A 26984-nucleotide genomic window follows, 5' to 3' on the forward strand; every position below is an offset into this window, starting at 1 on the left:
TTCGCGCCGGCGCGGCCATTGTGAGCGGGGGGTGCGGCCTCGCCTTGACGTCGAGCGCGGGTTTCGCCTATATCGCGCCCTCCCGCGCGGCTCCGTCCGCGCAATCGATTTTCCACGCGTAGGGTTGAACACCATGTCGCGCCGTTGCGAACTCACGGGCGTTGGTCCGATGGTCGGCCACAATGTGAGCCACTCGAACATCAAGACCAAGCGTCGTTTCCTGCCGGCCCTGTCGCCGGCCACGCTGCAGTCCGAATCCCTCGGCCAGTCGTTCAAGCTGCGTATCTCCAACGCGGCCCTGCGCACGCTGGACTTCAAGGGCGGGCTGGACGCCTTCCTGGTCGGCGCCCGCGACGAGAACCTCTCGCCGCGCGCCCTGAAGATCAAGAAGCAGGTGAAGGCCAAGCTCGCCGAACAGGCGGCCTGAGGCTCCTCGGACCTTCTTCAAGCGAAGAGGCCGGCGCTCGCGCCGGCCTTTTTCGTTGCGCTCCGGCCTCGTCCGGCAGGGCAGTTCCGCCTCAGCGCTTGGGGCTCCAGTCGAACGCCAGCAACAGCGTGCGCTGGGAGCTCGAGAAATTATCGTCTGAAATCAAATAAAAGCGGATGGAGCCGTCGCTCGCCGGGCGGGCGGCGACGCCTTCGAAATTGTCCACGCTCAGCGGCCGGGCCAGGTCCAGCCGGTCGATCGGCCCGTTCGCGCCGTAGATGGCCAGCGTGATGCGGCTGCCGCGCACGGGGTCCCAGGCGCGCAGCACATAGGCCATGCGCCCGTCCGGCAGCGGCGTCATCGCCGACAGCTTGAAGCCGTCCGACAGCGGAACCGTGAAGCCCTCGACGCAGGCCGCCGAGAGCCGGCAGGTCCAGGTGCGTCCCGAATCCTCGCCGCCCACCACATAGGCGTCGGGCGCGACATAGGGGTCTTCGGCCAGGCCCTCCATCCCGCCGTTGAACGGGAACGTCGCCTCGGGCATGGGCGCGGGCTTGGGCGGCGAGCCGTCGGCCGGATAGCGCCAGATGCGGTCGTGCTCCTCGAAGCTGATCAGGCGGTCGCCGTCCGGCATCATCGCCAGCCCCTCGGAATCGGAATTCTCCTTGCCCTGCAGCGGCTGGCCGTCGAGGCCCTTCAGCACGGCGAGCCTGCCGTCCGTCACGCCGACGAGGCGGCCTTGGGGGTCCAGGCGGATGCGGGCCTGCAACAGATCGCCCTCGTCGCCGATGGCGACCAGCGCGCCGTCCGCGCCGATCCACAGGTCCGACATGCCGTGCAGGCGCGAGGTGTCCGGCGAGGTGAGCGCCAAGCCCCCGGCGTAGCGGAAGTCGCCCTGGCTGGTTTGCGCCGGGTCCTGCGGGTTCAGCGGGATCGGTTCGGCCGCGATCGTCACGCCGGGGCCGGCGGCCACGTGCGCGGCGGGCAGGGCCGGCGGCGGCGTCGGCGCGCAGGCGAAGGCGGCGAGGGCGAAGACCGCCGCGATCGGCCCCGATCGCCTCACGCCCGGCCGCCGCACGCCGTCACGCCTCACGCGGTGGCTCTCCGCACTTCCTTGAAGGTCGAGCCCCGGGTCGATCCCTGCGGGCCTTGGGTCGAGGGCGGCGGCTGCAGCAGCGAGGCCGTGCGGCGGGTGACCTTCTTCGGTTCCTCGTCGAACAGCTCGGCGAGCTGGTCGACGATCACGCCGGCCAGCTGCTCCACGTCGACGATGGTCACCGCGCGCCGGTAGTAGCGGGTCACGTCGTGGCCGATGCCGATGGCGATGAGCTGCACCGGGCTCTTGGTCTCGATCTCGGTGATCACCTCGCGCAGGTGGCGCTCCAGGTAGTGGCCGGAGTTCACCGACAGGGTCGAATCGTCCACCGGCGCGCCGTCGGAGATGACCATCAGGATGCGCCGCTGCTCAGGCCGGCCCAGGAGCCGCTGGTGCGCCCAGATCAGCGCCTCGCCGTCGATGTTCTCCTTCAAGAGGCCCTCGCGCATCATCAGGCCCAGGTTCTTGCGCGCGCGCCGCCAGGGCGCGTCGGCGGCCTTGTAGATGATGTGGCGCAGGTCGTTCAGCCGCCCCGGCTGGGCGGGCTTGCCGGCCTTCAGCCAGTCCTCGCGGCTGGCCCCGCCCTTCCAGGCGCGGGTGGTGAAGCCGAGGATCTCGGTCTTCACCCCGCAGCGCTCCAGCGTGCGGGCCAGGATGTCGGCGCAGACCGCGGCGACCATGATCGGACGTCCCCTCATGGAGCCGGAATTGTCGATCAGGATCGTGACGACCGTGTCTCGGAACTCGGTGTCCTCCTCCTCCTTGAAGGAGAGGGGGGCGGTGGGATCGATGATCACGCGGGTCAGGCGCGCGACGTCGAGGATCCCTTCCTCCAGGTCGAAGCTCCAGGAGCGGTTCTGCTGGGCCATCAGCTTGCGCTGCAGCTTGTTGGCCAGGCGCGAGACCACGTTGGAGAGGCTGGCGAGCTGCTGGTCCAGATAGGCGCGCAGGCGCGACAGCTCCTCGGCCTCGCACAGCTCCTCGGCGGCGATGATCTCGTCGTGGGCGGTGGTGAAGACCTTGTAGGTCGCCACCTTGCCCTCGCCCTTCAGGTCGGGACGGGCGGGCTGGTCGCCCTCGCCCATGTCGGGCGGCTCCTCGGCGTCCTCGGCGTTGGGGTCCTCCTCGGCCGACATCATCTCGCTGTCGGCGTCCTCGCTCTCGCGATGGGTGGCCTCGCTGTCGTCCATGGCCGCCTGCTGGGGCGACTGGCCTTCGCCTTCGCCCTCGTCGCCGTCGTCGGCGGCCTCGGATTCGCCGTCCTCGCCGGACTCCTCGTCCTGGTCGGCCTGGTCGGGAGCGTCGGACAGGTCGTCGCCCATCTGCAGGTCGCGCAGGATGGTGCGCGCCAGCTTGGCGAAGGCGCGCTGATCGTCGACCACCTCGGCCAGCTTGTCCAGGTCCTCGCCGGCCTTGGCCTCGATGTCGGCGCGGAACATGTCGACCATGGGCTTGGCCATGTCCGGCGGCGGCTCTCCGGTCAGGCGTTCGCGCGCCATCAGCGAGACGACCTCGGCCCAGGGCGGATTGGCCTGGGCCTCGACGGGATTGAACACCTTGCGGGCGTACTGGTGGTCCAGCACGGCCTTTAGGTTCTCGCGCACGCCGCCCATGGCGTTGGCGCCCAGGGCCTCGACGCGCGCCTGCTCCAGGGCGTCGTAGATCGGCGCGCCCAGCGCCGAGCTCGGCCGGCCCTTGGCGTGCCTGGCCGCGTCATGGTGGGCGATGCGCAGCGCCATCTGGTCGGCCAGGCCGCGGATGCGCGCGGCCTCGGCGGGCGACAGGTCCCTGGGCGGGTGCGGCAGCACCGCGCGGTTGCCCTGAAGCTGCGGGCCCTCGCCGGAGTAGACGATCTCCAGGTCCGGCGTCTCGGCCAGCGATCGCGCCGCGTTGGCCAAGGCGCGCTTGAACGGTTCGGTCGGGCTTTCAGGGTTCTTGGCCATGGTTCATCTCATAGCGCGCGGCCGGAGGCTCTGGAAAGCGCCCAATGGCGTGCGACGTTGCGTCGCTGACCCGATGCAACCCGAAGTTCACCTTACGCCTTTAGCTACTTGAATCTTCTGGGCCGCCAACGGAGTCACCGTTGACCTCCATCGCTTGTCTAAGGGTCGCCCTCGAGAACGACCGCACCGGGCTGGCGCCGTCCGTCCTCGGCCCGCTCGTGGCGAAATTCAGCTCGGCCTACCTTGAGACACGGTGGCTCTGGCCGCGCCGCTTCGAGGCGCTGGACCACTATACCTTCCTGCTCACCGATCCGCGGGCCGACGAACTGGACCCCGAGGAGCTGACGCGCCTGGCCGACGAGCTGCAGATCAAGCTGTTCGGCGAGCGGGACTCCGGCGACGTCTCCCTGCTGCTGTTCGAGGGCACGCCGGACGCCGTGACCGCCTTCGCCGGCCTGGGCGGCGAGGCGATGATGGAGGCCGTCGCCGATCCTGACCGGCTGCCGCCCGGCGGGCGGCTGACGCACATCGTGCCGAGTTCGGCCCGGCGCGCGGAGCCCGACGAGGAAGACGACGGCGAACGCGAGCGCGGCCCGCAATGGCGGCGCATCGGCGGCGTGATCGACGAGGCGATCGAGCGCCCGGTGCTGGTGATGCCGCAGCTCAACGGCGTGCAGGGCATCTACTTCACCAGCCGCCAGCTCTTCGTCGGCGACGTGATGAGCTCCACGCCCGGCACGGCGCGCTCGCACCTGAGCCTGGTCGAAGGCCTGGCCCACATGCCGCCCGATCCGCTCAAGTTCGATTCCGACTGCATCGACGCCGGCATCAAGCTCCTGGAGGAGGGCGGCCACGGCACGATGCTCTACTTCCCGGTCTGCTACACCAACATCATCCACGCCACGCAGCGGGCGGCTTACGAGCAGATGTTCCAGCGCCTGCCGCAGAGCCGCCGCAACCAGCTCGCGGCGGCGGTCTACGACGTGCCCCGCGACCCGGCGTTCGGCGCCCTGTCCCAGTTGCGGGCCACGCTGGAGAAGTATTTCACCTCCGTCGATCTGCGGACCAACGATCCGGCCTTCCAGATCGAGAAGCTGCAGGAGCGGGCGGTGACCAGCGTCACCCTGACCCTGCCGGACGGCGGCCGCGCCCAGCGCCTGGCCGTGCTCAAGCGCTTCGCCGAGCGCCTGCCGATCTACAAGGAGCGCAAGATCTGGCCGGCCGTCACCAACGTGCGCACACGCGAGGAGCTGGAGGCGTGCGTGGCCCTGCACGTGCCCTTCGTCACCGGCCCGGCGGTGTGCCGCATGCAGACCGAGCCCATCGGCGGGCGCATGCAGCCGATGGGCGCGCTGCCGGTGCTGGCGGCCTGAGGCGGCCGGCCCGCCGCCTCAGCGCGGCTGTTCGGCCAGCCAGGCCTGCGACTGGGTTCCCACCAGGTCGACCAGGTTTCCCATGGCCAGGTTGGCGTCGATCAGGTGCAGGCCCCAGTCCTTCAGCACCGTTCCGTTCACCACCACGTCGCCGGCGATGTCGTCCGCGCGCGGATCGGACGGGTCGGCGTTCACGTGCACCGACAGGTAGGTGAACCCGTCCTTGGTCACGCACTGGGCGGAGAGCAGCCCGGGGACCGAGACGAAGGGCGTCTCCACCTTCGGTCCATCCTTCACCCAGGCCGGCGGGGCGGCCGCGTCGGCGGCGATCATCGCCCCGGAGGACAGGTAGGCATGCAGCTCGCCGGGCCCGCCGGCGAGGTTGGCCGGGTTCACGCAGGCCGCCACCATCGGCGAGTTCGGTTCGCGCGGCCGGCCGAAGCGGCTGTTGGCTGGCGGCGGGGCGGTGTCGCGGAACGAGGCGTAGGCCACCACGCAGCCGGTCTGGCTCGGCGCGTGGCAGAGCGGGATCGACTTGAAGAGGCCGGTGTCCTTGCCCGGCTCCACCGGCAGGTTGGTCCCCATCAGGATCGCCGAGACCAGCAGCTTCTGCGCCGGCTTGCCGTCGATCTCCCTGGCGATGAGCTGGGTCAGCATGCCCGAGCCCTGGGAGTGGCCGATCAGCACCACCCCGCGGCCGTGGTTCTCGTGCTCCAGATAATAGGTCCAGGCGTCGCGCACGTCGTCGTAGGGCGTGGTCGCCACGCGGCCCGCGCCCGGGGCCGCGCCGACGGCGATCGCCTCGCGCAGGGCGGTCAGGGTGAACTGGCGGTACATCGGCGCATAGACGCGGCACTTGGCGCCGAAGCGGGCGAGCTGCTGCTCCACCACCCGCCGCTCCTCGGCGTTGGGCGTCATGTCGGACAGCAGACCCTTGTCCAGCGAGACCGTGGGATAGACGTAGAAGCAGTCCACCGGCGCGTTCGGATCGGCCGCCCAGGTCTCCTGGCTCATGGTCCCGTCGGCCTGGATGACGGTGGTGGTGGTGTCGATCGCGCAGGCGTCGTCGCGGCCGGGCCAGCACAGCCAGTTCGCCTTGTCGGAATAGTCGTTCGGCGCCGGCGCCTCCGCCGTCTGCGCCTGCGTCTGGGCCAGGGCCGCTGCGCCGGCGCCCGTCACGGCCAAGGCCGCGCTCGCGACCAGCGTGGTCCATCCAATTCTGGACATCTCGCTCCCCTTGAAAATGCTCTTGTTCTGCAATGGCGCGAACCATCGCCGCTGGGCGCGCGGCGGTCGAGTCACTTTCGGGGTGGGCGGGTCAGGCCGCCAGGCAGGATCCGGCGGGCGACGCGGCCGCCTCGATGGCGGCGATCAGCTCGCCCGCCTTGATCGGCTTGGCCACGAAGCCGGTCATGCCGACGGCCAGGTACTGCTCGATCTGGTGGTGCATCACATTGGCCGAGATCGCCAGGATCGGCGTGGGCGGCGCGCCGCGGTCGGCCTCCAGCGTGCGGATGGCGACGGTGGCCTCCAGGCCGTTCATGCCCGGCATCTGCACGTCCATCAGCACCATGTCGAAGCGGCCGCGCTCGAAGGCGGCCACGGCCGCCGCGCCGTCGTCGGCGAACTCCACCTCCACGCCCAGCGGCTCCAGCAGCGCGGCCAGGATCTGGCGGTTGGTGGCGTTGTCCTCGGCCGCCAGGATGCGCAGGCTCCGGTGGTCCTCGGCTTCCGGCAGGGGCGCCTCGGCCGGGGCCGGCGCGGGCGCGGCGTGGCGCTCGAGCGGCAGGTGGAAGAAGAAGTTCGAGCCTTCGCCGGCCTGGCTCTCCACCTCCAGGCGCCCGCCCATCAGGACCACCAGCTCGCGGCAGATCGCCAGGCCCAGGCCCGTGCCGCCGAAGCGCCGGCTGGTCGAGGCGTCGACCTGGCTGAATTTCTCGAAGAGCTCGCCCAGGCGCTCGGTCGGAATGCCGATGCCGGTGTCGGTGATCCGGAAGTCCAGGCCGTCGTCGCGGGCCGCCACCGCCACGCGCACCTCGCCCGCCTCGGTGAACTTGACCGCGTTGGAGGCCAGGTTGGCGATCACCTGGCGCAGCCGCAGGCTGTCGCCGAACCACACCCCGCACGCGTCGTCGTCGACGTCGATCGCAAAGCCCACGCCCTTCTCCTCGGCCAGGGCGGCGAAGGGATTGGCGGCCGCGTGCACCACCTCGTCCAGGTCGAAGTCGTGGTTGTCGATCTCCAGGCGGCCGGCCTCGATCTTCGAGATGTCGAGGATGTCGTTGAGCACCGTCAGCAGGGCTTCGCCGGAATCGCGGATCACCCTCAGACGTTCATGCTGCGCCGGCTCCAGCGGCTCGCGCTCCATCACCTGGGCCATGCCCAGGACGCCGTTCAGCGGCGTGCGGATCTCGTGGCTCATGTTGGCCAGGAACTGCGACTTGGCCACGTTCGCGGCCTGGGCCTCGTCGCGGGCGCTCACCAGATCGCACAAGGTCCGGGCCAGCTTGGCTTCGTTGAGCGCCAGCTCACGCAGGATCCAGCGGATGCGCGCGGCGAAGGCCCATCCGGCCAGGGCCAGCGCCAGGAAGCCCGTCGTCAGGGCCGGGGCGGCGCGCATCAGCACCTCCATCCCGGGCTGCCGGGGCGTCCAGGCCAGGCGCTCGGCCACGCGGCCGTCGACGCCGACCAGCGGGATCGAGGCGGCCGCGTCCTCTGCGTCGCGCGCGGCGGGCGGGACGATGCGGGCGGCGGCGATCTGCAGGTCCCGGTCCAGGTCGCGCAGGAACGTCGCGTCGATGGCGCGCGTCGAGATCAGAAGGACGCCCGGCCCCTTGCGCAGCGGAGCCACGTCGGTTTCCGGCTCGACGGTGGAGACGACGGTCATGTAGAGGCCGTGGTTCCACGACACGACCCCGCCAAACATGACCGGCTCCCCGATCCGCCCCTGGCCGGCGGCGGCGGCGGCGCGCTCGGCGGCCTTCTCCCCGGCGCGGGTCTTGGCGATCAGCGGGCCGGCGCTGGCGGCGAAGCCGGCCAGCGACGCGGGCTCGACGCGGCCGTCGCCGCGCCAGGCGTAGACCGGCCGTCCCGCGCGGTTCAGCACCAGGGTCATGGCGTGGCCGCGGCCGTTCACCAGGTAGTCGCCGATCTCCACGTCGGCCCAGTCGGCGTCCAGCTTGCCGCTCAGGGCCAGGTAGGCCTGGTCCCAGTGGGAGACGCCATAGACGTCGGTGGTCAGGTTCTCCTGGGACCTGTCGATCGCCCGCGAGGCCAGGGCGCGTTCCTCGCGCAGCTGCATCCGGTCGACCGCCCCGCCAGCGTAGGCCAGAAGGCTCAGGCTGCCCAGGACGACGATGGCGACGATGATCAGCGCAGGCGCGACGACCCCCCGCACGGCCAGGCGGCCGCGGGGCAGATCGACATCGATGGAGCCCTTGCCAGACATCTGCGCAATAGGCTCGGCGCATGCCTAGGGAACGGTAAAAAACCTTGCTGAATCGCAGAGTTGCCTCGGCGACGGATAGTCGCAGCCTCTGGGTTGAGGGCTACGAAACCCGCACGCGGGCCGTGCTCTCCGGCAGGTCCTGGCCGAAGGCGCGCTGGAAGAACTCGGCCACGGTGCCGCGCTCCAGCTCGTCGCACTTGTTCAGGAAGGTCATGCGGAACGCCAGGGCGATGTCGCCGCCGAAGATCTCGGCGTTCTGCGCCCAGGTGATCACCGTCCGCGGGCTCATGACCGTGGAGATGTCCCCGTTCATGAAGGCGTTGCGGGTCATGTCGGCGACGCGGACCATGGCGTTGATCGTGCGCTTGCCGTCGGGCGTGTTGTAGTTCGGCGCCTTGGACAGCACGATCTCGGCCTCGACGTCGTGCGCCAGGTAGTTGAGCGTGGTCACGATCGACCAGCGGTCCATCTGCGCCTGGTTGATCTGCTGGGTGCCGTGATAGAGGCCGGTGGTGTCGCCCAGGCCGATGGTGTTGGTCGTGGCGAACAGCCGGAAGAACGGGTTGGAGCGGATCACCCGGTTCTGGTCGAGCAGGGTCAGCTTGCCCGAGGCTTCCAGCACGCGCTGGATCACGAACATCACGTCCGGGCGGCCGGCGTCGTATTCGTCGAACACCAGGGCCACCGGCCGCTGGATCGACCAGGGCAGGATGCCTTCGCGGAACTCGGTCACCTGCTTGCCGTCCTTCAGGACGATGGCGTCCTTGCCGACCAGGTCGATCCGGCTGATGTGGCTGTCCAAGTTCACGCGGATCATCGGCCAGTTCAGCCGCGCGGCGACCTGCTCGATGTGCGTCGACTTGCCGGTGCCGTGATAGCCCTGGACCATCACGCGGCGGTCGAAGGCGAAGCCGGCGCAGATGGCCTTGGTCGTCTCCGGGTCGAACACGTAGCTCGGATCGACGTCGGGAACGTGCGCGTCGCGCGTGGAGAAAGCCGGAACCGTCATGTCCACGTCGACGCCGAACGTGTCGCGCACGGACACGTGCCGGTCGGGGACCAGGGTGATCAGCTTGTCGTCTTGGGTGTCGGCGAACGAAGTCATGGCGCGGATCGATTACAGGGTTACGGGCGCAAAGCAAACGGGTGTTTGCAGGTTCTGGCGAGGGGAAACGTCGTCCGGGCCGGTTTCCGTCGCGTCCGCCGCCGCCGTGCCGGAATTGCGTGCCGGCGCGCCGGGCAAGCGCTAGTCTGGCCGCAAACGCCGGGGCGGACCACGCCGCGGCGATCGGGAGGACGACCATGGGCGAGGCGCTCGCGCAACCACGCACGATCACGGTCAGGCCGCAGCCTTCGGGCTTCGGCGCCGAGATCACCGGGCTGGACCTGTCCCGGCCGCCGCCGGCCGAAACCCTGGCCGAGGTCAAGGCGGCCTGGGCCCGCCACGCGGTGCTGTCCTTTCCCGACCAGCCGCTCGGCCTTCAGGCCCTGGAGGCGTTCACCCAGGCGATCGGCCCGTTCGGCCACGATCCCTTCATCGCCCCCATGCCGGGCCATCCCAACGTCCTGGAGCTGCGCCGCGAGCCGGACGAGAAGGCGACCAACTTCGGCGCCGGCTGGCACTCCGACTGGAGCTTCCAGCCCGAGCCGCCGGCGGCCACCCTGCTGCGCTCCGAGGTGGTCCCGCCGGTGGGCGGCGACACCCTGTTCGCCGACTGCGCCCGGGCCTACGAGGCGCTGTCGCCGGCCTTCCAGGCGATGCTGGCCCCGCTCAGGGCCGTCCACTCGGCCTCTCTCGCCTACGGAACCCAGGGCGTCTTCGCCCGCGAGACCGAGAAGCGGACCATGCGGATCATCGTCAGCCCCGAGGCCGACAAGACCGAGGTCCACCCCCTGGTGCGCACCCATCCGGTCACCGGCCGCAAGGCGCTGTTCGTCAGCCCGGTCTACACCCGCGGGATCGAGGGGATGACCCATGCGGAGTCGGCGGCGATCCTGAAGTTCCTCTACGACCACATGACCCGCGACGAGTTCGTCTATCGCCACAAATGGCGGCCGGGGATGCTCCTGATGTGGGACAACCGCTGCACGGTCCACTTCGCCGATGGCGGCTACGACGGCCACCTGCGGGTGATGCACCGCACGACGGTGGCCGGCGAGCGGCCGGTCTGACCGCCGCGTTGCTGACGGCGGGCTGTCAGCAGGCCGCCGTTAGCCCTGGGCGCCTTCGCAAACCCATCGGGAGGCGCCCACATGCTGCGCACCTATCGCGGAAGCTGCCATTGCGGGAAGGTCCGCTTCGAAGCCGACATCGACCTGTCCGCCGGCACGGGCAAGTGCAACTGCTCGATCTGCACCAAGCGGCGCAACTGGAGCGTGGGGCTGAAGCCTGACGCCTTCCGCCTGATCCAGGGCGCCGAGGCGCTCGGCGACTACCAGTTCGGCACGATGAGCGGCCACCATCGGTTCTGCACCACCTGCGGGGTCGCGCCGTTCGGCGACGGCCATATCGAGGAGATCGGCGGCGACTACGTCTCGGTGGCCGTCTGCACCCTGGACGACGTCGATCCGACGGAGCTGGCCGAGGCGCCGGTGCGCTACATGGACGGCCGCCACGACAACTGGTGGGCCGCCCCGGCCGAGGTGCGCCACCTCTGACGGCTCAGAGCTGCGAGGCGAGCTTGCGCCGGGCCTCCGGGGTCAGCGCCGCGCCCCAGCCGGCGCCGCTGGTGTCGCCCAGGGCGTGTTCGGGCGGCACGATCTCCGGGCCCTCTCCGGGCGGCAGGGGCGGGGTGTAGTAGCCGAGCGCGTAGCTGCCCATGGCATAGCCGAGCAGCGCCTGCAGCTCCGGGTCCAGGTCGCGGGCGATCTGCGGCGGGCAGGACAGGTACTGGTTCTCCTCCTGGCGCAGCCAGCCCAGGCAGTAGGTGATGTTGACGCCGATGCGGTCGCCGCCGGAGCGGTTCTCGCCGCCCGCGTGGATCACCGAGCCGGAGTAGACCAGCACCGAGCCGCGCTCCATCTGCGCATAGCCGACCTCGTGCGGCTCGGCCTGGCGGCCCTCGGCCCAGCCGGGGCTGCCCGGAACCACCTGGGTCGCGCCGTTCTCCTCGGTGAAGTCGGTCATCGCCCAGATGGTGTTGAACTGCGGCTCCACGCCCTGCACCCAGCCGCCCCAGGCCAGGCGGTCGCGGTGCAGCGGCTGCTTGGGCTGGCCGGGCCGGATGCGGATCACCTGGGTCAGGTGAAGCTGGTAGCGCGAGCAGTAGCGCAGCAGGAAGGCGTCGGCGCCGGCCAGCATCGCCGGATGCGTCACCAGCTTGCGCGCCTGCGGCGAGCGGGCCACCAAGGCGCCGGTGCGCGTGGTCTTCACGCCCGAGAAGTCGTCGGCGCCGGTCGGCGTGGCCTCGATGTAGGGCATGAGCTCGGCCATCACCGCGTCCACCTGCGCGCGCGGGATCACGTGGTCGAGAATCAGCGCGCCGTCGGTGTCCAGGATCTCCCGGATCTCCTCGGGCGAGGCGTCGGCGCTCAGGTGCTTGAGAGCGGGCATTGTCTGTCTCCGGGCGTTTCCTCGCCGCCAGCTTACGCCGGTCGCGGCGGGCGGCAATCGCCCCGGAGCTTCAGACCATCCCGGCCTTGCGCAGGGTCTGGTAGGCCTTGATCACCCGCTGCAGCTTGTGTTCGGCCGAGCGGTCGCCGCCGTTGGCGTCCGGGTGGCAGCGCTTGACCAGCTCGGTGTAGCGCTGGCGGATCTTCGGGCCCTCGGCGTCCTCGTCCAGGTCCAGGTCGGCCAGGGCGTTGCGCTCCAGCTTGCCGAGCCGGCGGCTGGGCGCGCTCTGCGGCCGCGACTCCGGGCCGCCGCCGCCGAACATGCTGAAGGGATCGGCGTAGCCGGACCCGCGGGCGAAATTGGCGGTGAAGGCCGCGGCCTCGCGCGAGCGGCGCCCGGCCTTCATCTCCCAGGTGGGTCGCCCGCCGGTCATGGCCTCGTCCTCGCGGCGGGCGCGGATCTCGCCCTCGCTCATGCCGGCGAAGAAGTTCCAGTTGCGGTTATATTCGGCCGCGTGCGGCTGGCAGAACCAGTAGTGCTCGTGCAGCATGTCGCGGGACTTGGGCGCGCGCGCCGTGGCGGCCATCCGGCAGCCGGGATGGTCGCACGCCCGCTCCCCCGGCTTGAGGGCGAAGACGTCGTCGTCGCGCGCCTGCTCCTCGTCCGGCTTGGGGGGCCGCACGCGGATGTCGACGAACTTGGGCCTGTATTGAAACGCGCCGCTCATGGCCCAAGTATGGGGGCCAAAGAATCCCTTTCAAGAATTGAAGATGCGGGCGATGGGCGCCATATTTGATTCAATCCAAGCCAAGCTCACCCGGGCCTTCGAGCCCACTCGCCTCGAGATCGAGGACGAGTCCTCGCGCCATGCCGGCCACGCCGGGTCGAGGCCCGGCGGGGAGAGCCACTTCAACGTGCTGATCGAGGCGGCGGCCTTCGCCGGAACGCCCAAGGTGGCCCGCCAGCGGATGGTCTACCGCGCCCTGTCCGAGGAGCTGGCCGGGCCGGTCCACGCCCTGTCGCTCAAGGCGCTGGCCCCCGGAGAGGGCTAGGCGTTCGTCGCGCGCAGCTCGCCCAGCACCCGCGCCAGGTCGATCTCGCGGAAGGGCTTTTGCAGCACCGGCGTGCCGCGGTCGGTTTCGCGCAGGCCCGCGTCGCCGTATCCGGTGGCGAAGGCGAACGGCGCGCCGCGTTCGCGCAGGATGTCGGCCAGGGGAAAGATCGGCTGGCCGCCCAGGTTCACGTCCAGCACCGCGCAGTCGATCGCCGCGCTTTCCATCAGCGCCAGCGCGTCCTCGATGCGCGAGGCCGGCCCCACGACCAGGCAGCCCAGGTCGGACAGCATGTCCTCGATCAGCATGGACACCATCATCTCGTCTTCGACGACGAGCACTCTCAAGCCGTCGAACCGGCCGCCTTCGCTCATCAGGTTCGCTCCAGCGCGGGGGTCAATCATGGATTGCATAGCGCGAACCGCAACCTACGGCTACGGTGTTCGCGCCGATGGGGCGTTCGCGCGCCGGCGTCTCAGGCGCTCTCGGCGGCTTCCAGCGGCGGGGAGACCCGAAGGCCGGTGATCTGGTTGCGGTCGCGACGCACCACCTCGAAGCGGTGGCCGTAGAAGATGAAGGTCTGGCCGACCCGCGGGATGGTCTGGGCCTCGTGGATCACCAGGCCGGCCACCGTCACCGCGTCCTCGTCCGGCAGGTCCCAGTCCATGGCGCGGTTCAGGTCGCGGATGGCCACCGAACCGTCGACCATCACCATGCCGTCCGGCTGCGGGCGCACGCCGGCCAGGGCGTGCACGTCGTGCTCGTCCTCGATCTCGCCGACGATCTCCTCGAGGATGTCCTCCAGGGTCACCAGCCCCTGCAGCGCGCCGTATTCGTCCACCACCAGGGCGAAGTGGGTCTGGCGCTTCAGGAAGGCGTTGAGCTGGTCCTTCAGGTTGGTGGTCTCGGGAATGAACCAGGGCTCGCGGGCGATGGCCCCGATGTCCAGGTCGTCCATCCTGCCGTCGGCTTCGGCGATCGCCTGCAAGAGGTCCTTGGCGTGGATCACGCCGACGATGTTCTCCGGGTCGTCGCGGTAGAGCGGCACGCGGGTGTGGGCGCTCGCCAGGGCCTCGTCCACCAGCTCGCGCGGCGGCAGGTCCGCGTCGATCATCGAGATCGACTTGCGGTGCACCATCACCTGGCTCACGTCCATGTCGGCCAGGTCCAGCACCCCGCCCAGCATCCGCCGGTCGCGGCTCTCCACCGCCCCTTCGGCGTGGTGGTACTCCACGGCCCCGCGGATCTCCTCGTGCGCGGCCAGCACATCGACGCCCATGTCCAGGTTGATGCCGAACGGGCGCAGGGTCTGGCGCACGATCCACTGGGCGCCGTTGGCCAGCGGGCCGAAGATGCGCACGATCCAGACCGTGGGGATCGACAGGGACCTGGCCACGTCGTCGGACCGGGCGATGGCCAGCGTCTTGGGCAGGATCTCGGCGAACACCACCACCAGCACGGTCATCACCACCGTGGCGATCAGGGCGCCCAGCGGGCCGGGGAACACCGCCGACAGCACGCTGGTGGTGAGCGCCGAGGCGCCGATGTTGATCACGTTGTTGGAGAGCAGGATCGCCCCGATCATGGTCTCCTGGTTGGCGATCAGGCCGTTGACCCGTCCGGCCGCCCGGTCGCCCTCGCGCTCGAGCTGGTGCAGCCGCCCGCGGCTGGCCGCCGTCATCGAGGTCTCGGCCGCCGACAGCAGCGCCGACAAGGTCAGCAGGACGACCAGCGACGGCGCCAGGGCCGCGATCATGGCGGCGATCACGGCGCGGCTCCCTCCGCCGTCAGGAAGTCGCGCACGGCGCGCGCGTCCACGTCGCGGGCGGTGAAGGCCTGGCCGATGGCCCGCGCCAGGATGAAGGTCAGCTTGCCGCCCTCGGCCTTCTTGTCCTGGGCCATGTGGCGCACCAGCCGCTCGGCCGAGAACGGGGTCTTGGTCACCTCGTCCATCCGCGTCGGCAGGCCGGCCGCGGCGATGGCGGCGCTGGCGCGCACGGCGTCCTGGCTGGAGCACAGGCCCTGGGCGGCGGAGAAGCGGAAGGCCAGCGCCATGCCGGCGGCCACGCCCTCGCCGTGCAGCAGCGCCTCGCCGTAGCCGGTCTCGGCCTCCAGCGCGTGGCCGAAGGTGTGGCCGAGGTTCAGCAGGGCCCTGCGGCCGGCCTCCTTCTCGTCCTGCGCGACGATCTCGGCCTTCATCTGCACCGAGCGGGTCACCGCGTCGGTCAGCGCCTGCGGCTCGCGCGCCAGCACCGCCGCGCCGTCGGCCTCCAGCCGCTGGAAGAAGCTGAAGTCGCCCAGGAGGCCGTACTTGATCACCTCGGCGTAGCCGGCGCGCATCTCGCGGACGGGCAGGGTGGCCAGCACGTCCAGGTCGGCCAGCACCAGGCGCGGCTGGTGGAACGCGCCGATCAGGTTCTTGCCCCGCGGCGTGTCGATGGCGGTCTTGCCGCCCACCGAGGAGTCCACCTGCGCCAGGAGGGTGGTGGGGATCTGCACGAAGTCGATCCCGCGCTTGTAGATGGCCGCGGCGAAGCCGGCGAGGTCGCCCACCACCCCGCCGCCGAAGGCGACGATCAGGTCGCCACGGTCCAGCTCCAGCGCCAGCAGCCGGTCGCACACGTCGGCCAGGCCCTCGAAGCTCTTGGTCTGCTCGCCGGGCGGCACGATCACCGCCGGGGCCGACAGCCCCGCCGCTTCCAGCGAGGCGGTCAGCCGCGCGCCGTGCAGGCGCCAGACGGTCTCGTCGCTGACCACGGCCACGCGGCCGCGCTTGACGAAGGGGGCGATGCGCCCGCCCGCCGCGTCCAGCAGGCCCGGCCCGATCAGGACGTCGTAGCTCCGCTCGCCCAGGCCCACGGTTTGGGTGCGGATCATGCCGGTTTGTGCTCCAGATAGGCGGTGAGCGCGCGGATCACCTGGTCGACGGCCACATGGTGGGCCGCATCCCCCGTTTCCACCGTCACGTCGGCCTGGGCGTAGACGGGATAGCGCTCAGCCGCCAGGGCGCGCAGCACCGTGGCCGGGTCCTTGCCCGCCAGCAGCGGACGGTTGTCCTTGCGGCCCACCCGCCGGGCCAGGAGGTCCAGGTCGGCCTTCAGCCACACCGAGACCGACTTGGCCTTGATCAGCTTGCGGGTCTCCTCGTTCATGAAGGCGCCGCCGCCGGTGGCCAGCACGTGGGGCGGCTCGTCCAACAGGCGCGCGATCACCCGCCGCTCGCCCTCGCGGAAGGCCGGCTCGCCCAGGTCGGCGAAGATGTCGGGGATGGAGCGGCCGGCGGCCGTCTCGACCTCGGTGTCGGCGTCGCGGAACGGCAGGTCGAGCGCATTGGCCAGCCGTCGGCCTACGCTGGATTTGCCCACGCCCATGAGTCCCACGAGGGTGATGGTGCGGGCGCGCAGAGGAGCATATCGGTCCATGAACGGCGAAGGTCTACACGACCGCGCGGGCTCGCGCCAATGGCCTGCGTTGGCTATGCTGCGCCCCATGACTCGTCGCCTGTTCTGGCCGGCCGTTCTCGCCGCCGCCTGCGTCGCCACGGCGGCGTCCGCCCAGTCCGCCGCCCAGTCCGCCTCTCAGTCCGTCGAGGTGACGCCGCTGGCCGCGCCCGACCTGTTCTCCGCCGGCGCGCGGGACACGGGCCTGTCCTCCGATCTCTGGCGCGGCGCCTCGGCCGACACCATGCGCGCGGTGCTGCCGCTCCTGGCCGAAAAGCCGCTGTCGCCCGCCGCCCGGGCGCTGGCCCTGCGCGTGCTGGACACCGGCGCCGCAGGCCCCGACGGCGCGGGCCAGGACGCCGAACTCGCCAGCCTGCGCATCAAGGTCCTGAACGCCCTGGGCGACGCGGTCGGCGCGATCGCGGTGCTGTCGCGCACCCCCAACGTCGAGCGTGAGCCGGCCCTGGCCCAGCAGGCCGCCGAGGCCGCGCTCCTGTCGGGCGACGACGACCGCGCCTGCCAGATCGGCGAGACCCTGGCCAGCGGCCGGGGCGAGATCTACTGGCTGCGCCTGCGCGCCTATTGCCGCCAGCGGGCCGGCCAGCAGGGCGAGGCCCAGCTCACCTACGACCTGGCCCAGGGCCAGGACCGCGACGCAGTCTTCGGCCGGCTGATGGGCGCCAAGCTCGCCGGCAAGGGCGATCCGGGCGCGGCCTCCCTGCGCAACGGCCTGGACTTCGCCCTGTCGCGCGACCTTGGCCTGGACCTGACCGCCGCCAAGGCCGACCCGGCCGTGGCGGCCGCCCTGGCCGGCCAGCCGCCCGGCCCGCCGGTCTGGACCGCGCCGGCCGGCTCCAGCGTCGCCGACGCGGCGGTCGCCATGCTGGCCGCCGGCGATCTGGCCGGCGCCCGGCAGGTCCGCGCCGGCTTCATCACCGCCGAGCCGGGCGTGTCGGCCGACGACCTTGCGGTGCTGGACGCGATGCTGGCGGTCGCCTCCGGCCAGGTGGACGCCTCGGTCACCGAGCATCTGGTCGATCGCGCCGGCGCCGGCGAGCCCGCCGCCCACGCCAAGGCGCGCGCCGCCGCCTTCCTCACCGCGGCCCTGGGCGGCGACCTCAGTCCCAAGGCGCTGGACCTGCTGGCCGGCGTCCAGGCGGCCGGCGGCCAGGCCCCGGCCGGCCGGATGCTGGCGATGGACCTGGCCGCCGCGCGCAAGCTGGAGGGCCAGACCGCGCTCCTGGCGCTGTGGACCTGCGCCGAGGCGGGGGCTCAGGGCCCCTCGCCGGCCGACCGCGCGCGCATCGCCCGCGCCCTTTCGACGGCGGGCCTGAAGGCCGACGCGCGCAACTTCGTGCTCGAAGGCCTGTTCGGGCTCCAATGAGCGGTAAGGGGTCAGGCTGGGCCGAGGCCTTCCTGGAGATGATGGCCGTGGAGCGCGCGGCCGCGAAGAACACGCTCACCGCCTACGCCAAGGACCTGGCCGATGCTCAGGGCTTCCTGGCCGGGCGCGGCCGCGACCTGGCCGACGCCGGGGCCGAGGAGGTGGAGGCCTATTTCGCCGATCTCGGCGCGCGGGGCCTGTCGCCCGCCACCGCCTCGCGCCGCCGCGCGGCGCTGCGCCAGTTCTACCGCTTCGTCCTGGGCGAGGGCTGGCGGCAGGACGATCCCTCCCGGCGGGTGGACGCGCCGCGAAAGGGCCGGCCGCTGCCCAAGGTGCTGAGCCGCCAAGAGGTGGACCGGCTGATCGCCGCGGCCGGCGCCCGCGACGGCGGCCAGGGGCTGCGCCTGGCCTGCATGGTGGAGCTGATCTACGCCTCGGGCCTGCGGATCTCCGAGCTCACCGCCCTGCCGCTGGCGGCCGTGGCCCGCGATCCGGCCTATCTGATCGTCAAGGGCAAGGGCGGCAAGGAGCGCCTGGCGCCGCTGAACGAGGCCGCGCGGGCGGCGGTCAGGGCCTGGCTGGAGATGCGCAAGGACTTCCTGCCCAAGGGCGACGCGGCCAATCCGTGGCTGTTCCCCTCCCGCGGCAAGGCCCGGCGGCTGACGCCCCGCCGCTTCGCCCAGCTCCTCGACGAGGCCGCGGCCGACGCGGGGATCGATCCGGCGCGGGTCAGCCCGCATGTCCTGCGCCACGCCTTCGCCACCCATCTGCTGGAAGGCGGCGCGGACCTTCGGGTGGTGCAGACCCTGCTGGGCCACGCCGACATCGCCACCACCCAGATCTACACCCACGTGGCCGGCGAGCGCCTGGCCGAGGTGGTGGCGACCAAGCATCCGCTCGGGCGCAAGGGCTGAGGCGTCCGGGGCGTTCCGGCCTCAGGCCAGCCCCAGGCCCCAGATCAGCAGCAGCGCCACCCCGGCCAGGGCGATCAGCGACAGGGTCACCACGGCGGTCACCCGCCCGCCCGCCTGGCTCACGGCCCGCACGTCCACCCCCAGGCCCAGGGCGGCCATGGAGATCACCGTCAGCCAGGTCGCCGCGTGCGAGGCCGGCGCGATCGCCGCGTGCGGGATCAGGCCGAACGAGCGCGCCGCGGCCAGGGCGATGAAGCCCAGGATGAACCACGGGGCGAGGCGGCCGAGCTGCAGGCGCGGCTTGCCGCCCTTGGCCTGTTCGGCTTCGCCGGCGACGGCGCCGCGGCTCAGCAGCGACAGGCCGAAGACCACCGGCCCCAGCATCAGCACGCGGGAGAGCTTGACCACCGTGCCCACCTGGGCCGCCAGGGCGCCGATCGGCGCGGTGGCCGCCAGCACCTGCGGCACGGCGTAGACGGTCAGGCCGGCCAGCACGCCGGAGGCGCGGGGCGTCATGTGCAGGGCCGCCGCCGCCGGGGGCAGGATCAGCACCACCAGCACGCCCAGCACGGCCGTGAAGCCGATCGAGGCGGCCACTTCCTCGGCCTCCGCGCCGATCACCGGCGCCACCGCCGCGATCGCCGAGTTGCCGCAGATGGAGTTGCCGCAGGCCACCAGCGTCGCCATCCGGTGCGGCAGGCCCAGGAGCCGGCCCAGGCCGTAGCCGGCCGCCAGGCTCACCGCCACGGCGCCGACGACGCCGACCAGCAGCGGCGCGCCCACCGCCAGCAGGGCCTCGGCGCTCAGGCTCGCGCCCAGCAGCAGCACGGCGACCTCCAGCAGGGTCTTGCCGCAGAACTGCACGCCCTTGCTCCAGCGCTCGCCCGGCGACCAGACCGAGCGCACGGCCGCGCCCAGCAGGATCGCCAGCACCAGGGCCTCCAGCCACGGTCGCCCGAACAGCTTCACCTCCAGGCCCTGCAGGGCGAAGGCGGCGGCGGTGACGGCGGCGCAGAGGATGACGCCGGGCAGGAGGGCGCGCAGGGCGGCTGGGGAAAGGTGGCGGGTCATGACGCGAGGCTGCGCCCGCCGAATTCATAAATCCAACGAATGATATTTGTATGTTTGATCGATATATGCGATCATTGCGCCATGACCCTGGAGCAGCTCCGGGTGTTCGTCGCCGTCGCCGAGCACCTGCACATGACCCGCGCGGCCAAGGCGCTGAACATGACCCAGTCGGCGGCCAGCGCGGCGGTGGCCGCCCTGGAGGCGCGGCACGGGGCGCGGCTGTTCGACCGCGTCGGCCGGGGCCTGGCCCTGTCCGAGGCCGGGCGCGCCTTCCTGCCGGCGGCGCGGGCGGTGCTGACCAGCGCCGAGGCGGCGGCCCAGACCCTGGACGACCTGGCTGGCCTGCGCCGCGGCGCGCTGGCGGTGGCGGCCAGCCAGACGGTGGCCAGCTACTGGCTGCCGGCGCGGCTGGCGCGCTTCGCCCTGGCCTATCCCGGCGTGAAGACGCGCCTGACCGTCGGCAACACCGCCCAGGCCGCGGCCCTGGTGGCGCAGGGGGCCTGCGCCCTGGCCGTGGTGGAGGGCGTGGTGGATTCGCCGGTGCTGGCCGGGCGCAAGGTGGGCGGCGACCGGGTGGCCGTCTACGCCTCGCCCGCGCACCTTCTGGCCCACACGCCGGTCACCGCCCCGGCGCTGCAACAGGCGGCCTGGGTGCAGCGCGAGCCGGGCTCGGGCACGCGCGCGGCGGCCGAGCGGGCGCTGCAGGCCAGGGGCGTGGACCCGGCCGCCCTGCGCGTGGCCCTGGAGCTGCCGTCCAACGAGGCGGTGCTCACCGCCGTGGCCGACGGCCAGGCCGTGGCCGCCGTCTCCGAGCTGGCCGCGCGCCCGCATGTGGAGGCCGGCCGGGTCGTGGCCCTGCCTTTCGATCTGGGCGCGCGCGACTTCGTGCTCCTGTCCCACAAGGAGCGGGGGCTGAGCGCGGCGGCGGGCGCCTTCGTCGCCTCGCTTTCGGCCACCGGCCTGGACCGGCCGGCCCGGCGCAAGGCGCCGCACTTGTGACGCCGGCTGATCGCGCCTAATTTCCGGCCCTCCCGCCCACGGCGCAGAGACGATTCCCAGGCATGGTTGCGCACTACCTCGACTTCGAGCGTCCGATCGCAGACCTCGAAGCGAAGATCGAGGAACTGGACAAGCTTTCCGAAACGGCCGGCGCCGGCTCGTTTGAAGCCGAGATCGAGGCCCTGCGCGCCCGCGCCCAGGATCTGCGGCGCGAGGCCTACTCCAATCTCGACGCCTGGCAGAAGGTGCAGGTGGCCCGCCATCCGGACCGGCCGCACTTCGTCGACTATTGCGAGGCGCTGATCGACGACTTCGTCGAGCTGCGCGGCGACCGCAAGTTCGCCGACGACCAGGCGATCATGGGCGGCCTCGGCCGTTTCCGCGGCCAGCCGGTGGTGGTGATCGGCAACGAGAAGGGCCGCGACACCGTCGGCCGCGTGAAGCACAACTTCGGCTACGCCCGGCCCGAGGGCTACCGCAAGGCGATCCGGCTGATGGAGATGGCCGAGCAGTTCAACCTGCCGGTCATCAGCCTCGTCGACACCGCCGCGGCCTATCCCGGCGTCGGCTCGGAGGAACGGGGCGTCGCCGAGGCGATCGCGCGCGCCACCGAGAAGAGCCTGCTGCTCAAGACGCCGATGGTGGCGGTGGTCACCGGCGAGGGCGGCTCGGGCGGGGCGCTCGGCATCGCCTGCGGCAACCGCGTGCTGATGCTGGAGCACGCGATCTACACGGTGATCCCGCCGGAAGGGGCCAACTCCATCCTGTGGCGCGGCTCACGCACGGCGGAAGAGGCGGCCAAGGCGCTGAAGATCACCGCCCAGGATCTTTTGAAGTTCAACATCATCGACCGCATCGTCGACGAGCCGCCGGGCGGCGCGCACTCCGATCCGGAGGCCGCGATCAAGGCGGTGGGCGACGCCGTCGAGCAGGAGATGACCTCGCTCGGCAACATGGGCCCCGTCGAACTTCAGGCCCAGCGCTCGGAGCGGTTCTACGCCATCGGCCGCAGCGGCCTTCAGTAGCCGGCCGCGCCCTTTTCAGCATTCCTCGGCTTGCCTGACCTGGCGTCGCGCTGTTCAGTGTCGTCCAAACAATCGTTTGGAGGGACGTCATGGCGTTGCAGACGCGGTTCACGGAGACCTTCGGGGTCGAACACCCGATCGTTCAGGGCGGCATGCAGTGGGTGGGCCGCGCCGAGCTGGCCGCGGCGGTGTCGGAGGCGGGCGGCCTCGGCATCATCACCGCGCTCACCCAGCCCACGCCTGACGACCTGCGCCGCGAGATCGAGCGCGCGCGCACCCTCACCAGCAAGCCGTTCGGCGTGAACCTGACGATCCTGCCGGCGATCACCCCGCCGCCCTACGCCGAGTACCGCAAGGCGATCATCGATTCCGGCGTGAAGATCGTCGAGACCGCCGGCTACAAGCCGCAGGAGCACGTCGACCACTTCAAGGAGCACGGGATCAAGGTGATCCACAAGTGCACCGCCGTGCGCCACGCCCTGTCGGCCGAGCGCATGGGCGTGGACGCCATCTCCATCGACGGCTTCGAATGCGCCGGCCACCCGGGCGAGGACGACATCCCGGGCCTGATCCTGATCCCGGCGGCGGCCGACAAGGTGAAGATCCCGATGATCGCCTCGGGCGGCTTCGGCGACGCCCGCGGCCTGGTGGCGGCCCTGGCGCTGGGCGCCGAGGGGATCAACATGGGCACCCGCTTCATGTGCACCAAGGAAAGCCCGATCCACCAGAAGGTGAAGGAGCAGATCGTCGCCAACGACGAGCGGGCCACCAACCTGATCTTCCGCACCATGCACAACACCGCCCGCGTGGCGAAGAACGCCATCTCCGACGAGGTGGTGGCCATCGAGCGGCGCGGCGACGCCAAGTTCGAGGACGTCAAGGACCTGGTGGCCGGCGTGCGCGGCCGGGTGGTCTACGAGACCGGCGATCCGGACTACGGCATCTGGTCGGCGGGCATGATCCAGGGGCTGATCCACGACATCCCCACCTGCGCCGAACTGATCGCCCGCATCGTCGGCGAGGCCGAGGAGATCATCGCCGGACGCCTGGCGCGGCTGGCGGGCCTGAAGAGCCTGACGCCCGCGTAAGGGGCGGGGCCTCGCCGCCGGCTCCACCGGACGGCGAGGCGGGATGGCTGGGCGGCCGGGTCGTGTAGACTGCCGCCCGTGCCGGCCTCATCCCGATTCACGCTGCCTGGGCTGAAGCCCAAGGCCAGGGCGAACGTCTCGTTCGTGATCGAGACGATGTACGCCATCGCGGCCAATCCCGATCGCTGGGAAGAGGTGATCGACGCCCTCGGCGAGGCGCCGGGCGAGGCCGTGGAGCCGGCCGCCATGGAGGCGATGGCGGCCGGGGTGGTCCGCGCCGCGGCCCAGCCGATGGAGGCCGCCGCCGGCCCGCAGGTGGGCGTGGTCATGATCTCCCCGTCCGGCGGGGTGACGAGCTGCAACGCCGCCGGCGAGGCGGTGTTCCAGCAGCGCCTGGGCCTGCTGGAGGCCAAGGGCCTTCGGTTCTTCGACCCGTCCAACCACGAGGCGCTCGCCCAGGCCCGGCGGCGCCTGCGCGAGGCGCGCACCGGCCAGGTCATCGTCAAGTTCACCCAGGCCGACGACGAGGGGCCGCACTTCGCCTATGTGGTGCCCGCCGCCGCCCTGCCGGCCTCGCTGGCGGCGAGCCTGCCGGACGCGCGCGCGCCCGACAGCGGCGTGGCGATCATCTTCCCGGCGGTGGAGGCCACCGACCGGCTCTGGGCCAGCATCCGCGAGAGCTTCGGCCTGACCGCGGCCGAGACGCGCCTGGCCGCGCGGCTCAAGGAGGGCCTGACCTTGAAGGAGGCGGCCGCCGCCCTCGGCGTGTCGGTGAACACCGTGCGCAACCAGCTCCGCGCGGTGTTCGACAAGATGGGGCTGAACCGTCAGAGCGAGCTGGTGCGCGCGCTCACCCAGCTCGGCGCCCTGGCCGGCGTCTTCCAGCCCGACGAGGCGCACGCCGGCGGGTTCGGCCCGGCGATCCTGGCCACCGAGCGCGGCGCGGCCGAGAGCGCCCCGCCGGTGCGGCTCATGCGCCTGGCCGACGGCCGGCGCATCGCCTACCGCGACTACGGCGCCCCGCGCGGGCGCCCGGCCCTGCTCGTCCATCAGGGGCTGGGCTCCAGTCTCCTGCCCAGGGGGTCGGACGTCCTGGCCCGCGACCTGGGCCTGCGCCTGATCTGTCCCGAACGCCCGGGCGTCGGCCGCTCCGACCCGCGCCACGACTACAGCTTCCAGGGCGTCGGCCGCGACCTCGCCGCGATCTGCGACGGGCTTGGCCTGGAGGAAGTGCGCGTCGCCGGCTTCATGTCGGGCTCGGCCTTCGCCCTGTCGGCGGCCGAGGCGCTCGGCGAGCGGGCGAGCCGCGTCCTGCTGGTCTCGGCGCGCCCGCCGGGCCTGGCCCCCGAGACCGAGCGCGACGCCCGCCACCGCCTGGTGCAGTTCCGCCGGCGCCTCTTCCGCAGCGCCTGGCTGGCCGACGCGGTGTTCGCGGTGATGCGGGTGCAGATGACGCGCAACCGGATCGGCAGGATCGTGCGCACCGGCGCCTCGGCGCCCAGCGACGCGGCCTATCTGGCGTCCCACCCGGCGGTCGTCGAGTTCATCGCCGACTACATCCGCGAGTCCCTGGCGGTCAGCGCCCGCGGCATCGCCGACGAGGTTCGCGCCGCCGCCCGCGAGGAGGGCTTCCAGGCGCCGCCGCTGGCCGCGCCCGTCGCGCTCTGGCACGGCGCCGACGATCCGCTGGCCACCCCCGGCGAGGCCACCGCCTGGCTCGGCCGGGCCGCCGGCGAGACCCGCGTGTTCGCCGACATCGGCCACTTCCTGCCGCACAAGCACTGGCCCGAAGTGCTGGCCTGGCTGGCGGCCTAGGGGCGGCCAATCTCCCGCGCGTCATCCTCCGGTCGGCTGAAGGCCGATCCGGGGGCCCCGAGCTGACGGCCCGCTTGGATCGCCCGCACCAGCCGGGCGAAGACGGCTAAGGACCTAGGCCACCGCCTTCAGGTCCGCCCCCAGGGCCTCCACGGCCTCCTCGGTGGTCGCCCAGGAGCACATGAAGCGCACCGTGCCGTCCAGGAAGCGGTAGACCTGCCAGCCCTTGGCCAGCAGCCGCTTGTGCGCCGCGCCGTCCATCTCCACGAAGACGCCGTTCGCCTCCACCGGATGGGCCACCTTGAAGGGGCTCAGCGCCGCCAGCTTCGCGGCCATGGCGTTGGCGTGGGCGGCGCGCTCGACGAAGGCGCCGGTCTCCACCATGCCGATGAAGGGGGCGGCGTAGAACCTTGATTTGGAAGGCAATTGTCCGGATTGCTTCAGGCGGGCGTCGAAGCGGCGCACCAGCGACTTGTCGAGAATCACCAGGGCCTCGGCGGGCGTCATCCCCGCCTTGGTCCCGCCGATCACCAGGATGTCGACTCCGGCCTTGACCGCGGCCTTGGGATCGAAGCCGGCGGCCATGGCGTTGGCCAGCCGCGCCCCGTCCAGGTGAACCTTCAGGCCGGCCTCGCGCGCCGCCCCGGTCAGCGCCGCCAGCGCCTCGTTGGAATAGACCGTGCCGTATTCGGTGGCGTTGGTCAGCGACAGGGCCGCCGGCGCCTGGTGGTGGGCGCTGTCGGGCGCGCGCAGCGCCTTGGCCAGGGCCTCCGGGTCGATCCGGCCCGACGCGCCGGAGAGGCCGGTGATCCCCAGGCCGTGGCCGAAGAAGCCCGGCGCGCCGGTCTCGTCGGTGGCCACGTGCGAATGGGCGTGCGCCAGCACCGCCTCGAACGGCCGGCAGAGCGCGGCCAGGGCGACGCTGTTGGCCGCGGTGCCGGAGGCGACGAAGCGCACCTCGGCGTCGGCGTCCACGAGGCCGCGGATCACCTGGGCGGCCGCCGCGCAGACCTCGTCGTCGCCGTAGGAGGCGGAAAAGCCGCGATTGGCCGCCGCCAGGGCGGCGAAGGCCTCGGGCGCGGCGGGGGCGGTATTGTCGGAGGCGAAGTCGTAGCGGCCGGTCATGCGCAAGCTCGGTCAGGTTCGCCCTCTTCTCCCGCACGGGCGGAGGGCGAGGTCAAGCTTCGGGCGGAGAGAATGTCACCCCGCGCTTCTGGCCCAGGCGCGCACGTCGTCCACGAAGAGATCGGGCTCCTCCATCGCCGCGAAGTGGCCCCCGCTCGGCATCTCGGTCCAGCGCACGATGTTGTAGGCCCGCTGGGCGAAGCCGCGCGGCGGCGCCGAATAGAGCGGCTCGCCCGGGAAGTTGGCGAAGGCCGTCGGCGTCTCGCAGCGCTCGCCCTCGGCGAAGTCGATCCGGCCTTCCTCCATCAGCCCGCGATAGTACCAGGCGCCGGTGGTGAAGCTGCCGGTCATCACGTAGATCATGATGTTGGTGATGAGCCGGTCGAGCGGATAGACCTCCTCGAACGGCCTGGTCCGCAGGTCCGACCAATCGTGGAACCGCTCGATGATCCAGGCGGCCTGTCCCACCGGATTGCCCGCTCCGAGCCAGGCCACCGACTGCGGCTTGGAGGCCTGCAGGCGGAAGTAGGCGCCCATCACGTCCATCATCATGCCCTGGTGCGTCGCCCAGGCGACCTCGTCGGGCGTCTTGGGTCCGCCGTGCGGGCGAAAGCCCAGCATGTTCAGGTGGATGGCGCGCACGTTGGCGCCGTGGTTCTTGCCCAGCCACGAGGTCACCAGCGAGCCCCAGTCGCCGCCCTGGGCCAGGTAGGTCTGGTAGCCCAGCACCTCGGTCATCAGCATGTTGAACAGCCGCGCGGTCTCGCGCTGGCCGATCGGGCGGACGGGCTTGGAGGAGAAGCCGAAGCCGGGCAGGGACGGGACCACCAGGTCGAAGGCGTCGGCCGGATCGCCGCCGAACCGCGAGGGGAAGGCCAGCTTCTCGATGGAGGCCCAGAACTCGTAGTGCGAGCCGGGCCAGCCGTGGGAGATCAGCAGCGGCCGCTTGCCGCCGGCCTCGCCCACGACGTGCACGAAGTGCAGGTCGAAGTCGTCGACCCTGGCGGTGAACTGCGGGAAGCGGTTCAGCTCCTCCACCGCCGCCTTCCAGTCGTAGCCGCCGGTCCAGCGCTGGCAGAAGCGCTTCAGGTAGCCGGCGTCGCAGCCGTAGGACCAGCCGTCGGAAACCTGCGGCGCCGGTGGCCAGGGATAGGCGCGCACCTGGTCCAGCACCGCGCCCACCGCGGCCTCGCTCCACTCCACCTTGAACGGCTTGATCTCGGCCACCGTG

25 protein-coding genes are annotated in these 26984 nt (G+C 71.8%); 11 read left to right on the top strand and 14 right to left on the bottom strand.

Translation table 11 applies throughout. From position 1 onward, the window contains the following. The first annotated feature begins 133 nt into the window (after positions 1–133). Positions 134–427: a 50S ribosomal protein L28 gene (rpmB, locus tag ACE3TA_RS05575; protein WP_374571369.1), complete on the top strand. Its 294-nt coding sequence runs from the start codon at positions 134–136 to the stop codon at positions 425–427. 91 nt (positions 428–518) lie between these two features. Here the strand turns inward: rpmB and ACE3TA_RS05580 are convergent, their stop codons facing one another. After that, entirely contained in the window at positions 519–1520 is a 1002-nt protein-coding gene (locus tag ACE3TA_RS05580) for an esterase-like activity of phytase family protein (protein ID WP_374571371.1), read from the bottom strand. Next, entirely contained in the window at positions 1517–3466 is a 1950-nt protein-coding gene (cobT, locus tag ACE3TA_RS05585; protein ID WP_374571373.1) for a cobaltochelatase subunit CobT, read from the bottom strand. Before cobT ends, ACE3TA_RS05580 begins: the two co-directional genes overlap by 4 nt. A 140-nt stretch (positions 3467–3606) precedes the next feature. On the opposite strand from cobT, the gene ACE3TA_RS05590 reads away from it, so the two are divergent. Continuing rightward, complete coding sequence (locus tag ACE3TA_RS05590; protein WP_374571375.1) at positions 3607–4839, top strand: hypothetical protein; 1233 nt, start codon at positions 3607–3609, stop codon at positions 4837–4839. Positions 4840–4857: 18 nt separating this feature from the next. Here ACE3TA_RS05590 and ACE3TA_RS05595 read toward each other — a convergent pair whose 3' ends face one another. The 3 genes from ACE3TA_RS05595 to cobS form a co-directional block, all read right to left on the bottom strand. After that, positions 4858–6066 (bottom strand): DUF3089 domain-containing protein, encoded by a 1209-nt coding sequence (locus ACE3TA_RS05595; RefSeq protein ID WP_374571377.1) that lies wholly within the window; start codon positions 6064–6066, stop codon positions 4858–4860. 91 nt (positions 6067–6157) lie between these two features. Continuing rightward, positions 6158–8287 carry an ATP-binding protein gene (locus ACE3TA_RS05600; RefSeq protein WP_374571379.1) on the bottom strand — a complete coding sequence of 710 codons (2130 nt, stop codon included), beginning with the start codon at positions 8285–8287 and terminating at the stop codon, positions 6158–6160. A gap of 100 nt (positions 8288–8387) precedes the next feature. Beyond that, positions 8388–9392: a cobaltochelatase subunit CobS gene (cobS, locus tag ACE3TA_RS05605; protein ID WP_374571381.1), complete on the bottom strand. Its 1005-nt coding sequence runs from the start codon at positions 9390–9392 to the stop codon at positions 8388–8390. 197 nt (positions 9393–9589) lie between these two features. On the opposite strand from cobS, the gene ACE3TA_RS05610 reads away from it, so the two are divergent. Further along, a complete protein-coding gene (locus ACE3TA_RS05610) occupies positions 9590–10459 on the top strand; it encodes a TauD/TfdA dioxygenase family protein (protein WP_374571383.1) in 870 nt (289 codons plus the stop codon). A gap of 81 nt (positions 10460–10540) precedes the next feature. Beyond that, complete coding sequence (locus ACE3TA_RS05615) at positions 10541–10945, top strand: GFA family protein (protein WP_374571386.1); 405 nt, start codon at positions 10541–10543, stop codon at positions 10943–10945. Positions 10946–10949: 4 nt separating this feature from the next. Here ACE3TA_RS05615 and ACE3TA_RS05620 read toward each other — a convergent pair whose 3' ends face one another. Next, complete coding sequence (locus ACE3TA_RS05620) at positions 10950–11840, bottom strand: phytanoyl-CoA dioxygenase family protein (protein WP_374571387.1); 891 nt, start codon at positions 11838–11840, stop codon at positions 10950–10952. A 70-nt stretch (positions 11841–11910) separates the two neighbouring features. Then, positions 11911–12567: a J domain-containing protein gene (locus ACE3TA_RS05625; protein ID WP_374571389.1), complete on the bottom strand. Its 657-nt coding sequence runs from the start codon at positions 12565–12567 to the stop codon at positions 11911–11913. A gap of 52 nt (positions 12568–12619) precedes the next feature. Between ACE3TA_RS05625 and ACE3TA_RS05630 the strand changes: the two genes are divergently transcribed. Continuing rightward, on the top strand, positions 12620–12892 hold the full coding sequence (locus ACE3TA_RS05630; RefSeq protein ID WP_374571391.1) for a BolA family protein: 273 nt from the start codon (positions 12620–12622) through the stop codon (positions 12890–12892). On the opposite strand, the gene ACE3TA_RS05635 is transcribed toward ACE3TA_RS05630, so the two are convergent. From ACE3TA_RS05635 to ACE3TA_RS05650, 4 genes are all read right to left on the bottom strand, one after another. Further along, entirely contained in the window at positions 12889–13266 is a 378-nt protein-coding gene (locus tag ACE3TA_RS05635) for a response regulator (RefSeq protein WP_374571393.1), read from the bottom strand. The two genes, ACE3TA_RS05630 and ACE3TA_RS05635, sit on opposite strands and share 4 nt — an antisense overlap. A gap of 101 nt (positions 13267–13367) precedes the next feature. Beyond that, complete coding sequence (locus tag ACE3TA_RS05640; protein ID WP_374572390.1) at positions 13368–14648, bottom strand: HlyC/CorC family transporter; 1281 nt, start codon at positions 14646–14648, stop codon at positions 13368–13370. 8 nt (positions 14649–14656) lie between these two features. Then, positions 14657–15769 carry a 3-dehydroquinate synthase gene (aroB, locus tag ACE3TA_RS05645; protein WP_374571395.1) on the bottom strand — a complete coding sequence of 371 codons (1113 nt, stop codon included), beginning with the start codon at positions 15767–15769 and terminating at the stop codon, positions 14657–14659. Beyond that, positions 15766–16314, bottom strand: coding sequence for a shikimate kinase (locus tag ACE3TA_RS05650; RefSeq protein WP_374571397.1), 549 nt, complete (start codon positions 16312–16314; stop codon positions 15766–15768). The genes aroB and ACE3TA_RS05650 overlap by 4 nt, the downstream gene beginning before the upstream one ends. A gap of 67 nt (positions 16315–16381) precedes the next feature. Here ACE3TA_RS05650 and ACE3TA_RS05655 point away from each other — a divergent pair, with 67 nt between their 5' ends. Next, complete coding sequence (locus ACE3TA_RS05655; protein WP_374571399.1) at positions 16382–17716, top strand: hypothetical protein; 1335 nt, start codon at positions 16382–16384, stop codon at positions 17714–17716. Continuing rightward, positions 17713–18630: a site-specific tyrosine recombinase XerD gene (locus ACE3TA_RS05660; protein ID WP_374571402.1), complete on the top strand. Its 918-nt coding sequence runs from the start codon at positions 17713–17715 to the stop codon at positions 18628–18630. The genes ACE3TA_RS05655 and ACE3TA_RS05660 overlap by 4 nt, the downstream gene beginning before the upstream one ends. 21 nt (positions 18631–18651) lie before the next feature. Here ACE3TA_RS05660 and ACE3TA_RS05665 read toward each other — a convergent pair whose 3' ends face one another. After that, positions 18652–19701 carry a YeiH family protein gene (locus ACE3TA_RS05665; RefSeq protein ID WP_374571405.1) on the bottom strand — a complete coding sequence of 350 codons (1050 nt, stop codon included), beginning with the start codon at positions 19699–19701 and terminating at the stop codon, positions 18652–18654. 81 nt (positions 19702–19782) lie between these two features. On the opposite strand from ACE3TA_RS05665, the gene ACE3TA_RS05670 reads away from it, so the two are divergent. The 4 genes from ACE3TA_RS05670 to ACE3TA_RS05685 all read left to right on the top strand — a co-directional run bounded on the left by ACE3TA_RS05670 (position 19783) and on the right by ACE3TA_RS05685 (position 24628). Continuing rightward, entirely contained in the window at positions 19783–20700 is a 918-nt protein-coding gene (locus ACE3TA_RS05670; RefSeq protein ID WP_374571408.1) for a LysR substrate-binding domain-containing protein, read from the top strand. Between the two features lie 62 nt (positions 20701–20762). Beyond that, entirely contained in the window at positions 20763–21725 is a 963-nt protein-coding gene (locus ACE3TA_RS05675) for an acetyl-CoA carboxylase carboxyltransferase subunit alpha (protein WP_374571411.1), read from the top strand. Between the two features lie 89 nt (positions 21726–21814). Continuing rightward, entirely contained in the window at positions 21815–22813 is a 999-nt protein-coding gene (locus ACE3TA_RS05680; protein WP_374571413.1) for an NAD(P)H-dependent flavin oxidoreductase, read from the top strand. A 78-nt stretch (positions 22814–22891) separates the two neighbouring features. Beyond that, positions 22892–24628: an alpha/beta fold hydrolase gene (locus ACE3TA_RS05685; RefSeq protein WP_374571415.1), complete on the top strand. Its 1737-nt coding sequence runs from the start codon at positions 22892–22894 to the stop codon at positions 24626–24628. A gap of 114 nt (positions 24629–24742) precedes the next feature. Here ACE3TA_RS05685 and ACE3TA_RS05690 read toward each other — a convergent pair whose 3' ends face one another. Further along, positions 24743–25753, bottom strand: coding sequence for a low specificity L-threonine aldolase (locus ACE3TA_RS05690; protein WP_374571417.1), 1011 nt, complete (start codon positions 25751–25753; stop codon positions 24743–24745). Between the two features lie 75 nt (positions 25754–25828). Beyond that, positions 25829–26980: an epoxide hydrolase family protein gene (locus ACE3TA_RS05695; protein ID WP_374571419.1), complete on the bottom strand. Its 1152-nt coding sequence runs from the start codon at positions 26978–26980 to the stop codon at positions 25829–25831. Positions 26981–26984 lie beyond the last annotated feature (4 nt).

The organism is Phenylobacterium sp., assembly GCF_041916435.1.
Taxonomy (GTDB): domain Bacteria; phylum Pseudomonadota; class Alphaproteobacteria; order Caulobacterales; family Caulobacteraceae; genus Phenylobacterium.

What these genes read in the sequence shown, in the direction of transcription:
- cobS (WP_374571381.1), bottom strand. Translation starts at nt 9,392, where the DNA reads ATGACTTCGTTCGCCGACACCCAAGACGACAAGCTGATCACCCTGGTC.
- ACE3TA_RS05650 (WP_374571397.1), bottom strand. Translation starts at nt 16,314, where the DNA reads ATGGACCGATATGCTCCTCTGCGCGCCCGCACCATCACCCTCGTGGGA.
- ACE3TA_RS05675 (WP_374571411.1), top strand. Translation starts at nt 20,763, where the DNA reads ATGGTTGCGCACTACCTCGACTTCGAGCGTCCGATCGCAGACCTCGAA.
- ACE3TA_RS05615 (WP_374571386.1), top strand. Translation starts at nt 10,541, where the DNA reads ATGCTGCGCACCTATCGCGGAAGCTGCCATTGCGGGAAGGTCCGCTTC.
- rpmB (WP_374571369.1), top strand. Translation starts at nt 134, where the DNA reads ATGTCGCGCCGTTGCGAACTCACGGGCGTTGGTCCGATGGTCGGCCAC.
- ACE3TA_RS05680 (WP_374571413.1), top strand. Translation starts at nt 21,815, where the DNA reads ATGGCGTTGCAGACGCGGTTCACGGAGACCTTCGGGGTCGAACACCCG.
- ACE3TA_RS05610 (WP_374571383.1), top strand. Translation starts at nt 9,590, where the DNA reads ATGGGCGAGGCGCTCGCGCAACCACGCACGATCACGGTCAGGCCGCAG.
- ACE3TA_RS05635 (WP_374571393.1), bottom strand. Translation starts at nt 13,266, where the DNA reads ATGAGCGAAGGCGGCCGGTTCGACGGCTTGAGAGTGCTCGTCGTCGAA.
- ACE3TA_RS05670 (WP_374571408.1), top strand. Translation starts at nt 19,783, where the DNA reads ATGACCCTGGAGCAGCTCCGGGTGTTCGTCGCCGTCGCCGAGCACCTG.
- ACE3TA_RS05630 (WP_374571391.1), top strand. Translation starts at nt 12,620, where the DNA reads ATGGGCGCCATATTTGATTCAATCCAAGCCAAGCTCACCCGGGCCTTC.
- ACE3TA_RS05595 (WP_374571377.1), bottom strand. Translation starts at nt 6,066, where the DNA reads ATGTCCAGAATTGGATGGACCACGCTGGTCGCGAGCGCGGCCTTGGCC.
- ACE3TA_RS05660 (WP_374571402.1), top strand. Translation starts at nt 17,713, where the DNA reads ATGAGCGGTAAGGGGTCAGGCTGGGCCGAGGCCTTCCTGGAGATGATG.
- ACE3TA_RS05620 (WP_374571387.1), bottom strand. Translation starts at nt 11,840, where the DNA reads ATGCCCGCTCTCAAGCACCTGAGCGCCGACGCCTCGCCCGAGGAGATC.
- ACE3TA_RS05665 (WP_374571405.1), bottom strand. Translation starts at nt 19,701, where the DNA reads ATGACCCGCCACCTTTCCCCAGCCGCCCTGCGCGCCCTCCTGCCCGGC.
- ACE3TA_RS05640 (WP_374572390.1), bottom strand. Translation starts at nt 14,648, where the DNA reads ATGATCGCGGCCCTGGCGCCGTCGCTGGTCGTCCTGCTGACCTTGTCG.
- ACE3TA_RS05655 (WP_374571399.1), top strand. Translation starts at nt 16,382, where the DNA reads ATGACTCGTCGCCTGTTCTGGCCGGCCGTTCTCGCCGCCGCCTGCGTC.
- ACE3TA_RS05625 (WP_374571389.1), bottom strand. Translation starts at nt 12,567, where the DNA reads ATGAGCGGCGCGTTTCAATACAGGCCCAAGTTCGTCGACATCCGCGTG.
- ACE3TA_RS05600 (WP_374571379.1), bottom strand. Translation starts at nt 8,287, where the DNA reads ATGTCTGGCAAGGGCTCCATCGATGTCGATCTGCCCCGCGGCCGCCTG.
- aroB (WP_374571395.1), bottom strand. Translation starts at nt 15,769, where the DNA reads ATGATCCGCACCCAAACCGTGGGCCTGGGCGAGCGGAGCTACGACGTC.
- ACE3TA_RS05690 (WP_374571417.1), bottom strand. Translation starts at nt 25,753, where the DNA reads ATGACCGGCCGCTACGACTTCGCCTCCGACAATACCGCCCCCGCCGCG.
- cobT (WP_374571373.1), bottom strand. Translation starts at nt 3,466, where the DNA reads ATGGCCAAGAACCCTGAAAGCCCGACCGAACCGTTCAAGCGCGCCTTG.